Annotated in this window: 13 protein-coding genes and 1 pseudogene; 4 read left to right on the forward strand and 10 right to left on the reverse strand. The window is 39.9% G+C overall.

Translation table 11 applies throughout. The features are described 5' to 3' along the window. From BJN41_RS12650 to BJN41_RS12690, 10 genes and pseudogenes are all read right to left on the reverse strand, one after another. A partial coding sequence (locus BJN41_RS12650; RefSeq protein ID WP_141730412.1) for a transposase occupies positions 1-213 on the reverse strand: 213 nt, incomplete at its 3' end. Positions 214-445: 232 nt separating this feature from the next. Further along, positions 446-745, reverse strand: a complete 300-nt coding sequence (locus tag BJN41_RS12655) for a cyd operon YbgE family protein (protein WP_004973403.1) — start codon at positions 743-745, stop codon at positions 446-448. 4 nt (positions 746-749) lie between these two features. After that, positions 750-851, reverse strand: coding sequence for a cytochrome bd-I oxidase subunit CydX (gene cydX, locus BJN41_RS12660; protein ID WP_004860610.1), 102 nt, complete (start codon positions 849-851; stop codon positions 750-752). A 24-nt stretch (positions 852-875) separates the two neighbouring features. Further along, positions 876-2021, reverse strand: coding sequence for a cytochrome d ubiquinol oxidase subunit II (cydB, locus tag BJN41_RS12665; RefSeq protein ID WP_070155607.1), 1146 nt, complete (start codon positions 2019-2021; stop codon positions 876-878). A gap of 2 nt (positions 2022-2023) precedes the next feature. Then, a complete protein-coding gene (locus BJN41_RS12670; protein WP_070155609.1) occupies positions 2024-3604 on the reverse strand; it encodes a cytochrome ubiquinol oxidase subunit I in 1581 nt (526 codons plus the stop codon). Continuing rightward, positions 3604-3795 (reverse strand): cytochrome oxidase putative small subunit CydP, encoded by a 192-nt coding sequence (gene cydP, locus BJN41_RS12675; RefSeq protein WP_070155611.1) that lies wholly within the window; start codon positions 3793-3795, stop codon positions 3604-3606. The genes BJN41_RS12670 and cydP overlap by 1 nt, the downstream gene beginning before the upstream one ends. Positions 3796-4254: 459 nt before the next feature. Then, positions 4255-4962: pseudogene (locus tag BJN41_RS15915) on the reverse strand (IS5/IS1182 family transposase); the annotation flags it as partial. A gap of 38 nt (positions 4963-5000) precedes the next feature. Beyond that, positions 5001-5609, reverse strand: a complete 609-nt coding sequence (locus tag BJN41_RS12680) for an OB-fold-containig protein (protein WP_070155613.1) — start codon at positions 5607-5609, stop codon at positions 5001-5003. A gap of 158 nt (positions 5610-5767) precedes the next feature. Further along, positions 5768-6079, reverse strand: coding sequence for a Rieske (2Fe-2S) protein (locus BJN41_RS12685; protein ID WP_171066651.1), 312 nt, complete (start codon positions 6077-6079; stop codon positions 5768-5770). A gap of 14 nt (positions 6080-6093) precedes the next feature. Beyond that, positions 6094-7098: an adenosine kinase gene (locus BJN41_RS12690; protein WP_070155617.1), complete on the reverse strand. Its 1005-nt coding sequence runs from the start codon at positions 7096-7098 to the stop codon at positions 6094-6096. 139 nt (positions 7099-7237) lie between these two features. Between BJN41_RS12690 and BJN41_RS12695 the strand changes: the two genes are divergently transcribed. The 4 genes from BJN41_RS12695 to BJN41_RS14950 all read left to right on the forward strand — a co-directional run. Further along, positions 7238-7687 carry a GNAT family N-acetyltransferase gene (locus BJN41_RS12695; RefSeq protein ID WP_004973417.1) on the forward strand — a complete coding sequence of 150 codons (450 nt, stop codon included), beginning with the start codon at positions 7238-7240 and terminating at the stop codon, positions 7685-7687. A gap of 149 nt (positions 7688-7836) precedes the next feature. Further along, positions 7837-10776: an insulinase family protein gene (locus BJN41_RS12700; RefSeq protein ID WP_070155619.1), complete on the forward strand. Its 2940-nt coding sequence runs from the start codon at positions 7837-7839 to the stop codon at positions 10774-10776. Between the two features lie 34 nt (positions 10777-10810). Next, a complete protein-coding gene (locus BJN41_RS12705; RefSeq protein WP_070155621.1) occupies positions 10811-11959 on the forward strand; it encodes a phospholipase A in 1149 nt (382 codons plus the stop codon). A 190-nt stretch (positions 11960-12149) separates the two neighbouring features. Further along, positions 12150-12358, forward strand: a 209-nt coding sequence (locus BJN41_RS14950) for a transposase (RefSeq protein WP_141730344.1), incomplete at its 3' end; no start/stop codon positions are given.

The raw sequence follows: 12358 nt of genomic DNA on the forward strand, positions 1-12358 counted from the left end.
CGGTAGTGGTGAGCGATCATTCTTTGGCTTACCATCAAATAAGCGAATCCATTTGGATACAAGATTTGTATTCAATCCATGTTGCAAAGCGACCGAAGCAATTGAAACGTCAGGTGCTTTACAAGCCTGAACGATCTGCTGTTTAAATTCAGCACTGTATGTTCTTCGTTTTTTCGCTAGAGATGCGATGGATGTCTGATTATTTGTCGTCATAAATTTAAGTCCCCACTTGTTTTTAAGTGGGGACTAAATTAAGGCTTATAGGATGAATTCATAAGGTGTGTTCAGCGGACGCTTACGTTCGTCTTTTTAGATTGGTAGTTTCAAAGTTTTATACGTTATTTTCTATGGTGAAGATGCAGAGGAATGATCTGCGGCTCTTAAAATTAGGCCAATAAAAAAGAGCGCATATCGCGCTCTTTTTAAGGGACTTATTTACACTTCATTAAAGAAACCAAGTGTAATAACCCCAAATCATCAATGGCCAAGCCACAAATGGGCTAAATAACCATTTCCAAAACCAGAAGCGTGGAATAAAACCAACACCGTGTACAAAGCCACCTGAAATACCAATCATAATAAACATCATGGCGCGATGGCTATATTCACCGTTAGCATCTAGCATTGCTGCTGGATGAAGAAGCAGTACAGCTGCGAGTGGGAATGCCAATAAACATGAAATAACCATCGCAATCTTGTTCGGTTTTTGAACTGTTGTTTCAGCGTTCACTGCAGTGTCTGTCATCTCACTATTCCTCGTCAAGGTCTTGATGAGATTCAATATACAGGGCACTCAAGACACCTGCAAAGCATGCCATCAGAATACCGAGAATCCATGCAAAGTACCACATAATTTATTCTCCTTAGACACAGCCTTAGTAAAGGCTGTGTGAATTCTCTTTAATGTGCTTGTTGGTGATAACGCCCCACATTTTGTAGTAACACCAAGTGGTGTACAACAAAATAATTGGTACGAAGATACATGCGGCTACAGTCATAACAGTTAGCGTATTTTGACTAGATACCGCATCCCACATAGTCAAGCTTGCAACAGGGTTGAGGCTTGATGGCATTAGGAAAGGGAACAAGGCAAAACCTGCAGTTAAAATCGCACCGATTACCGCTAATGATGAACCTGTGAAACTTAAACCAGCTTTATTTTTACCTGCTGCAAGAACAATCAAAATACCGCCCAAGATGCCCATAATTGGTGCAATCATGGTAATTGGGTAAGCTGAGTAGTTGTTCATCCAGCCTGGGTTTGCATTGGTTAAAACTTCTTTAGCCAATGGGTTTGCTACACCATTGGTGTCGTATGGAGTTACTAGGGTATAACCTTCGATACTACCGAAGTATAACCATGCACCAGCCCCCAAGAAACACACCAGGAATACGATGCCCATGATTTGCGTTGCTTTTGCAGAGCGCGCACGTAAGTCACCATCGGTACGCAGCATTAACCATGCACCACCATGTGCACACAGCATAGACAAGCTAACTAAACCACACACTAAAGCAAATGGGTTTAATAATGCAAAGAAGCTGCCTGTATAGGTTGAACGTACAGTTTCGTCTAGGGTGAATGGTACACCAAGGAACATATTACCAAACGCCACACCGAATACTAAAGCAGGAACTGCACCACCAATTGCCAAGCCCCAGTCCCAAGATGTACGCCATTTGGTGTTTTCAAGTTTTGAACGGTAGTCAAAACCCACAGGACGCAGAAATAGGGCAAACAAGACTAATAGTAAGGCCCAGTACATACCAGAGAATGCAGTCGCATAAACCATCGGCCAAGCAGCAAATAACGCACCACCAGCAGTAATGAACCAAACTTGGTTACCATCCCAGTGCGGTGCAATCGTGTTGATTGCAGCGCGGCGTTCTTCGTCATTTTTACCTACAAATGGCATGATTGCCATTGAGCCCATGTCGAAGCCATCGGTAAGGGCAAAGCCGATGAGTAGTACACCAACTAGCACCCACCAAATGATTTTGAGTAATTCATATTCGATCATGCTTAAGCCTCCTCATTGGCTTTTTTCGCAGCTTCAAGTTTCTCGAAGTGGTATTTACCTGTATGAAGCGAGCTTGGGCCTAGACGTGAGAATTTGATCATCAAGTACATTTCAATAATCAGCAATACAGTATAGAACGCTGCCAAGGCAATGATTGAGCCCCATACATCGCCAGTACTGAGTGAAGATGCAGACAAGTGTGTTGGAAGTACTTCACCAATTGTCCATGGTTGACGACCAACTTCAGCTACATACCAACCTGTTTGCGCAGCAATCCAAGGTAAAGGTAATGAGAATAATGCAAATTTTAATAACCAAGGTTTGCTTTCAGCATTGCGTTTAGCCACTGCAAAAGTTGCAAGTGCGAATAACAACAGCATTAAGAAACCAGAAGCGACCATGGCACGGAATGCCCAGAACAAGCTTGGTACGTGTGGAATAGTATCCGCAGCAGCCATTTTAATTTGTTCGTCAGTCGCATCTACAACGTTTGGTGTATATTTTTTCAACAATAAACCGTAGCCCAAGTCTTTTTGAGTTTGCTCGAACGCCGCTTTAAGTTCAGGAGATTGGTCGCCTGCACGTAATTGCTCAAGTTGTTGATAAGCAACCATACCGTTACGAATACGAACTTCGTGGTTTGCGATCAGGTCTTTAATACCAGTTACTTCTTCGGTAACAGAACGCGTTGCAATAATTCCCATGACATAAGGAATTTTAACTGCGTAATCTGTCGTTTGCGTTTCTTCGTTGGGAATACCAAATAAAGTGAACGCTGCAGGAGCAGGGTGAGTATCCCATTCTGCTTCAATTGCTGCGAGTTTGGTTTTTTGAACATCACCTAATTCATAACCTGATTCATCACCAAGTAGAATTACAGATAAAGTAGAAGCTAAACCGAAAATTGCTGCAATAGCGAATGAACGACGCGCAAATGGCAAGTCTTGCTTTTTCAATAAGTAATAACTTGAAATCGCTAAAACGAAAATAGCACCCGTTACATAACCTGCAGAAACAGTGTGTACGAATTTAACTTGCGCAACAGGGTTAAAAATTAATGCCCCGAAGTCAACCAATTCCATACGCATGGTTTCGTAGTTAAAGGTAGAACCCACTGGGTTCTGCATCCAGCCGTTGGCGACTAAAATCCAGAGTGCGGACATATTAGAGCCAAGCGCAACTAGCCACGTTACACATAAGTGCTGCACTTTGGTGAGTCGATCCCATCCAAAGAAGAATAAACCAATGAAGGTTGATTCTAAGAAGAAGGCCATTAAACCTTCAATTGCAAGTGGTGCACCAAAGATATCACCCACGTAGTGTGAGTAATAAGCCCAGTTTGTACCAAACTGGAATTCCATGGTTAAACCAGTGGTTACCCCTAAAGCAAAGTTAATACCGAAGAGTTTTCCCCAGAATTTAGTCATGTCTTTATAAATTTCTTTACCAGAAATCACATAAGTGGTTTCCATAATGGCAAGAATAAAAGCCAGACCTAAAGTCAGTGGAACAAAAATAAAGTGATACATCGCGGTCATTGCGAATTGGAACCGCGAGAGATCGACCACGCTTTCAGAAATCATCAACGTGTCTCCTTGATTGAGGAAGGACTGCCAGCAATACGCTCAGCAACTTGTGAATCAAAATTTTGAGGAATAGTTGGGGCATCAAACCAAATATTTTTGATGACCATTAACAGCACGACCTTAATTATTAAAATGATCGTGAGTTCACGAACTACTTTTCTATTTAAATCTTTAGGAACTAAGCTCACTTTTATAAGCCTATTTTTTAAACTGTGTTTTATATTATTAAACAAAAACATACAAAAAAAAATAGCTGAAACAGTTAAAATGAAAATATATTGTTAAATTGTTATAAAACAATAACTTGTTTTTTTGTATTACAGGAAATAAATGGAGCAAAGTAGTTTTTTTAAACTTGACAGAAACACTTGTAATTAATTATTTAAAATCTGACTAAAATACTTATATTTAAAAAAAGCAAATCAGACTAAATTGCTATGAATAAAAATCAATCTAAAAATAGCAATAAATTAGAGATATTATCAGCTAATAATTATTCTCATTGATTTGTTAAATTTTAATGACGATTCCGCCTATTTTTATTTTCCTACAATGGATCTCTTGAGAAAGTTAACTTGGGAACATGAACCGTACCAGGTTTGTCGGAGACTTCATCATTTCCGTCTTTTTCTGTAGCATTATTTTCATAGCTGAAAATGTTTAATTTTGCCGTGGTTAGGTTCAATTGTGATCCCATGCGCACTGATTTATTAGCTAATCTGTTGTGCTATTTGGCTAATGATAAATTCTTAAATTTCTTTAATAGAATGAGTAACTTAACTCCTGATATGATAAAATCTTTTATTGCCTAAATTTGCCATAATGTATAAATATTCAAATATTTACGAGAAATCGTCAGATCATGTTTTCTGTCACACTCGACCTCTATACTTGCAATTTGCTTTAGCCGTGGGTTGAAAATGACCTGTATTATTAACGTATGTTTCTTCTTTTTACCGCTATAGAATTTACTTGGTTTTTTTGATGCTCAATCTGTGACTCAGTGACTTGAACGATCAAATCATTCGCCTCGCTAAACTTAGGATTACTTTTTGGCATTGCGAAAATTCATGATTGAATCAGAACATTTTCAACTTTTTGAAGAGTACGTTTCACACTAGCTTTCAGCTAGATTCTAATCAGCAGATAGCTCAATTTGGGATTTATCAAAGCGTAAGAAATTTAAATATAACAAAAATTGTTCCTCTAAACGCAACGAATGCGATCTTGCAAATTTTTATAGGCAAGTTAAGCATATTCTCACCGATATTATTTTTAGGAATAATTGACAAGAAACTCTAACTAGTCGTTTAAATTCATCATCATTGAATCGAGTTAAGATTTTGATATTTCATGGGGTCAACATAATCAAATTTTGACTTTCAAAAGAGGTTTATGGATTGCTAAATAAGTTATTTGATGCTGAAATTTTTTTGGCAAGATAGTGAGATTGTTTTTTGCGAACAATAATGACTTGAGCTTGAAATTCAAGTTCACCAAATTCAGGTTCAACCTGCACATAATGCAATTGCCCAAACTCATCACGCACACGTGCTTGTGCAGAAAAACCAGGACGGGCATTGCCACTTGAAATTGTGGCCAAACGTCCGAGTAAATCGACTTGGCGCACGCTGTATTTAGGTTTGATAACTTGGTCTAAACAATGAATCATGAAGACTGTAAAAAAGATAGCAATAATAAACGCTGGAAAAATAATGTAATATGCAGGAACAAAATGCTGTTTTTGTGAGTAAATGAAGAACTGTAAAAAATATCCTGAAACACTGAAATTCATCAGTAAAAAAACAAAAATCAGTACTTTGGAAAATTTAACATCTAAAAGCGGCGATTCTGTAATCCGTTGTGAAAATACATTTTCAAGCAACTGACTTGGACGAAAATTAAAATAGTAACCAATCGTTTCGGCAGTGCTGATTAGCATTAAAACAACCAAGCTGAGATGAAAGGGCATTAAGCTCAAATCAGATAAAAACTCATGCATGCGCTAAACTCGCCTGTTGAAATATTTATAGTTGATGTGACTAGATGCAGATCATAGATCTAACTCTGCTTAGAGAGCATAGATAAATGATCTGGTTTTGTATAGAGCTAAGATTTGGAACTTTGAGTTTTTTTAGCTTAGGGGAAAGCCGCTTAAAGTTAGTCGTTGATTAAGTAAATCCCACCATCTGAATGAACGCTGATCTCGATTTTCTCGAGTGACTGACCTAAACATGGACCAGAAATACATTCGCCCGTTTCAACCATGAACAATGCGCCATGTGTTGAGCATTCAATATATTCTTGGTCGCGGTCTAAGAACTGGTTTTCTAAAAACTCTAGTTCCACTTGTAGATGTGGGCACACATTTTTGTAAGCGTAAAACATGCCATCGCGTTGGGTGATGAAAATCGTATCACCATTTGGCGTTTCGTAGGAGCGAGCTTCACGCTCAGGAATGTCTTCCATCATACTAATTTTATTCATTATGCAAATTCCTTTTGAATGTTATGCAAAAGTTTAGCGTAATCCTCTACAGCAAGACGAGGGCCGAATTGAGCAACCACTTCACTTGAAACAAGAATGGCGAGTTGAGCTGCTGTTTGGAAACCTAAACCTGCATTGAGTGCATACAAGAATGAACCTGCAAAGGCATCTCCGGCACCGTTAGCATCAACAGCAGTGACTGCACGACCTGGTACATTAAAAGAGTTGTGTCCATCAAAAATTAAGGCACCCTGTGCGCTCAATGTAATGACAATGTATTTGCTTTTTTGTTTTAACTGTTCTAAAGCACTTTCTGCTGTTTCTGTACCTGTGTACATCATGGCTTCTTCTTGATTACAGAAGATCAAATCTACACCATCGTCTAGTAACTCATCCAAACCTTCACGGGCATATTGCACCATGGCAGGATCAGATAAAGTCAGTGCAATTTTTACTTGATTGGCTTTGGCAATTTCACGCGCCTGTTTTACCGCAGCGCGTGCAGTGTCACTCGTAGATAAATAGCCTTCTATATAAAGCCATTTTGCTGTTTTAAGTGGCTCAAAATCAATTTGTGTGGCAGAAAGTTCTGCGGTAATGCCCAAGTAAGTGTGCATGGTACGCTCAGAGTCATCACTCACTAGTACCATACAAGTACCTGTAACACCTTGACTGACAGATTTGGTTGTGGTGTGAATACCTGCTTCATTTAAGCCTTTGAGGTATATATCACCCAAATCATCGTTGCCCACACGGCAAGCATAGAAGGCTTGACCGCCTAAAGCACTAAATGCAACGGTGGTATTTGCAGCAGAACCACCTGAAGCTTGGCCTTTATGTCTTTGCGTTTTAATTAAGTTGTTGTATAAACTTGCTTGTGTTTCACCATCGGTTAATTGCATAGTACCTTTTTGCAAGTTATGTTGAATAAGGAAGTCATCCGAGACTTGAAATTCTTGGTCAATTAATGCATTACCAATTGCAAAAAGGTCTACAGTTGCCATGTCTTTAAATCACAGTCAAAATTAAAAACACTAAGTTTACACCAATGCTCAGGATTGCTGTAGTTTCATGAATAAAATTCAGCTGATTGAAGGTTATTGATGAAAAATAGGGGTTTAGCAGAGTTATCAGGAAGGTGAGATGAACATCGAAATTAAAGAAGCACAAGAGTTACCAACGCAAATACAGACTTTGGCCAAACATGCTGCTCAAGAAGGGTTTGATTTTGTCCATCGTTTAATTGAAGAATGGGAAAGTGGCAAAAACCGCTTTAATCAGCCTGGTGAATTTTTATTGTTTGTTTACGATGGTGATCAACTGGTTGCATGTGGAGGTTTAAATCAGCAATGGAATGAGCAGGATATTGAAAGTCGTATTGGACGGGTACGTCGTTTTTATGTTTTGCCAAATTATCGTAAACATGGCGTGGGCAAACAGCTGCTACAACATTTAGAGAAAAAAGCACGTGCCAATTTCTCGGCGTTGTGTTTAAACACTGACACTAAATCGGCAGCACATTTTTATCAAAAACAGAATTATGTGTATGTCGAAAATCATCCAAATTATAGTTATTTTAAATACCTGATCTAGTTTTGCTTATGCTTCAAGCATCGCATCAGAGCATTTTGTTGCTACTTTGCAAATTTCAATCAATTTAGTCGGGTTTTCAACGTGAATTATTTAAAGAACTAAAGCTATAATGGCTTTAGTTTTTTATTTGCTTATTTTTAGGAGATCACATGACTGTAGATGTCACTGAAACCATTTCCCAGACTGTACATCCTGCGTTTCAGTTGGTACGTCAACACCATGTTGAAGCCTTAGACATTTTAGTGTCTGAATTTAAACATAAAGTTACAGGTGCGGTGCATTATCACTTAGCGACAGAACATGATGAAAATGTTTTTTTAGTCGCATTTCGCACTCAGCCGATGGATTTCAAAGGTGAGGCGCATATTTTAGAGCATACTGTGTTGTGTGGTTCTGAAAAATTCCCTGTACGTGACCCGTTCTTTTTAATGATTCGTCGTTCTTTGAATACTTTTATGAACGCATTTACTGCGGCGGATTGGACGGCCTATCCATTTGCGACACAAAACAAAAAAGATTTCCAAAACCTGCTTGCGGTGTATATGGATGCGGCTTTTGCAGCCAATTTAAATCCTCTCGATTTTGCTCAGGAAGGTATTCGTATTGAGCTGGAAAATGGCGAGCCTGTTTATAAAGGCGTGGTATTTAATGAAATGAAAGGTGCGATGAGTTCGCCATCCGATCAGCTTTATCACCAATTGGCTTATCATTTATTCCCTGAAACAACTTACCACTACAATTCAGGTGGCGACCCGAAAGATATTCCAGATTTAACCTATCAAGAATTGGTAGATTTTTATAAGTCACATTATCACCCAAGTAATGCGGTATTTATGACTTTTGGCAATACGCCTGCATACGATTTACAAGAACAGTTTGAACAGTTGGCTTTGGCGAAATTTGAACAGGGCGAAACGTTGTATTCGAAGCCTGAGCGTCGTTTAGCTGCGCCCGTTGCAGTGACTGAAAGTTATGCAGTCGATGCAGAAGAACTGAAAGATAAAACTTATCATGTTTTGGCGTGGTTATTGCCTGAAGCAAGCGATATTAAATTACGCTTAGGTATGCGTTTGGTTGAAGGTGTTTTACTTGAAAATTCTGCATCACCACTGCGTCATTATTTGGAAACTTGGGCGCATGCACAATCTACAGGACCATTGATGGGCGTGGATGATTCCAACTTTGAAATGACCTTCTTCTGTGGTGTGCAAGGTTCTAACCCTGAACATGCAGCAGAATTTCAGGCGGGCGTTTTAAAAGTTTTACAAGATGTGGCTGCACAGCCTGTGGATACTGCATTGGTTGATGCAATTTTGCATCAAATTGAATTGCATCAGCGTGAAATTAATGGCGATGGTATGCCATACGGTTTGAGCTTGATTTTAAATGGTTTAAGCAGTGCAATTCACCACAATGACCCCATTCAGGTGTGGGATGTAGATACTGCGATTGAGCAAGTCAAAGAAGAGCTTAAAGACCCAATGTGGTTATCGCAATTAATTCAGACACATTTAATTGATAACCCGCACCGTGTGCAAATGACTTTGGTGCCAGATGCAGAAAAATCGGCCAAAGATGCTGCACTTGAAAAAGCACGTCTGGCTGAGATAGGCGCACAACTCACAGATGAGCAAAAAGCAGAAATCGTCGCGCAAACGGAAGCTTTAAAAGTCCGTCAAAATACACCAGATGATTTGAATTTATTGCCAAAAGTTGGTTTGGAAGATGTGCCTGCAGCCATGCATATTGTGCAGGGTGAGTTGCGTGAAATTATCAGCAACAGCATTGATTATCCTTTAAATTTATATCATGCAGGAACCAATGGAATTTACTATCAGCAAGTATTGATTCAAATTCCTGATGAAATTGTTCAATCGCCATATTTTAATTTGCTGTCTATTTTGATGGGCGAAGTGGGTGCAGGGGAATACGACTATTTAGAATTGCAACAGTTACAAACCGCAGTCAGCGGTGGTTTGGGCATGGGTGCATCTTTACGCTCTAAAGTCGATGACAAAAATCAGATCAGTGCATGGCTGACATTAACCACTAAGTCTTTGGTGAATAATCTTGAAGCCATCCGCTTGCTGAAATTAGCATTTGAGCAATTACGTTTTGATGAAAAAGACCGCATTATTGAGTTGTTGCAACAACGTAAAACCCGTTGGCAGTCACGTTTATCTGGTTCTGGGCACAGTTATGCTATGCAAATTGCAGGGCGACATCACAGTGCTTTGGCGCTGCGTGATTACAACAATACAGGTTTGGGCGCATTAAATTGGTTGGCAGATTTGGTTGCTAAAATTGAAAATGATGCAACGGAATACAATAAACTGATTGCTGAATTGCAATTGATTCACCATAAATTACTGCAAGCACCTAAGCAATTTTTGTTGGTATGTGAAGAACATCAATCTGATCGTTTGGTCGAAGAAGTTCAAGAAGTTTGGGATAAACTCACTGTCGCAGAGAGTTCTGCAGCTTTAACCAAAGTTCCTGTAGATCATTCAGAGCAAGATCAGGCATGGTTGATTCAAGCCAATGTGCAATTCTGTGCAGCTGCATATCCTGCGGTGGAAGTGTCGCATCCTGATGCTGCACCTTTGATGGTATTGGCTGCATATTTGCGTAATGGTTTCTTACACAGCGCAATCCGTGAAAAAGGCGGTGCTTACGGTGGCGGTGCGACCTACGATGGCAATGCATGTTCATTCCGTTTTTACAGTTACCGTGATCCACGCTTGGCAGAAACTTTCGCCGACTTTGAAGCGAGTATTGATTGGTTATTTAATACAGACCAATTGCCGCATCAACTAGAAGAAGCGATTTTAGGTTTAATTGCTAGTATGGATAAACCAGGTTCGCCTGCAGGTGAAGCGATTACTGCATGTTATGCATTATTGCACGCGCGTACACCCGCATTCCGCACAGTATTGCGAGAGCGTTTATTGGCGGTGACTTTAGACGATTTAAAACGTGTTGCGGAGCAATATTTGCGTCAGCAGCAAGCATCTAAAGCCGTAGTCGCACCTGTGTCAAAACGTGAAGCATTGCTCGAACTTGGTTTTGAAATTAAACAAGTGAACTGATACGTGAAATAACAACGAAAACTTGGGGGGATTTATGAGCGCGTTCAAACTGTTTGAACGCACAGGACTGTCGCTGAGTGTTGCCGCACTCAGCACTGTGTTTGTGGCGAAAACCTATGCACAAGACCCAGCTAGCTTAGTTGCTCCTGCAACACCTGGAGCCTGTGTAGCTTTAGAGGCGAATGCTGATCGTCTGGCGTGTTATGATGCTTTGTTTAAAATTCCTGAAGCAGAAAAAACATCACTTGTGAGTGAACGCCAAGCCGCTCAGGATCTTGCTCCACCACCTGAAACTGTGAAAGAAAAAATTGCAGCGGGTGTGAGTAATTTATTTTCATTTGATGTACCAAAGCTCGATCCGAATGTATCTTTATTGGATAAGCGCTGGGAGCTTTCATCTGATAGTAAATTAGGTACATGGAATTTACGTGCTTATCAACCTGTGTATTTGATGCCTACTTTTTGGACGTCCGATAAAAATGAACGTCCACAAAGTCTGAATGAGCAAAATACCGTTCCAGTTGGTAAAGAACAAAATCTGACCTCAATGGAAGCCAAATTTCAGTTGTCTTTAAAAACCAAAGCAGTAGAAAATTTGTTGGGGGATAACGGTGATGTGTGGCTAGGTTATACCCAGTCATCACGTTGGCAGGTTTATAATGGTGATGAATCACGTCCATTTCGTGAAACCAATTATGAGCCTGAAGCCAGTTTGATGTTCCGTACCAACTATACACTTTTGGGGCTGCATGGGCGTTTATTGGGTGTGACGCTTAACCATCAATCCAATGGTCGTTCTGATCCGCTATCACGCAGTTGGAATCGGGTTATGTTTAATTTGGGTTTTGAAAAAGACAATTTTGCTTTGATGTTGCGTCCTTGGTATCGCATTGAAGAAGACCGCGCTGATGACAACAACCCAGATATTAAAAACTATATCGGGCGTGGTGACATGTTGGCATTTTATCGTTGGAAAGAGCATGACTTTTCTTTGATGTTACGTCATAGCCTAAAAGGTGGTGATGACTCGCACGGTGCGGCACAGTTTGATTGGGTTTTCCCGATTAGTGGTAAGTTACGTGGTCACTTCCAATTGTTTGATGGTTATGGCGAAAGCTTGATTGACTATAATCACCGTGCAACCTATGTGGGTTTAGGTGTTTCATTAATGAATTGGTTTTAATGACCTAGCATTGATTTAAAAATGGTTTTAACTGAATTTAAAACGCCAATCTTGAAGATTGGCGTTTGTTTTTGAAGTCGGATCGTATCCAGCTTTTATCCAACGTAAGCATCCGGCTAACACAGCCTTACCAAGCGATCCTATAAGCCTTAATTTAGTTCCCACCTAAAAACAAGTGGGGACTTAATCCATGAACATGGATATATATTCAGCAACACCTCCTGTTGCTAAAAAACGCAGAACATACAGCAAAGAATTCAAACTCAGTATTGTCAATGCCTGTAAAAATCCTAATACCTCGATCGCTTCGGTCGCACTGCAACATAGTATTAATGCCAACCTTGTCAGTCGTTGGATCAGGATCTTCAGCCATCATGAGGGTGCCGTGCAGGATCCTAC

This window comes from Acinetobacter towneri (assembly GCF_001758345.1).
GTDB lineage: Bacteria > Pseudomonadota > Gammaproteobacteria > Pseudomonadales > Moraxellaceae > Acinetobacter > Acinetobacter towneri_A.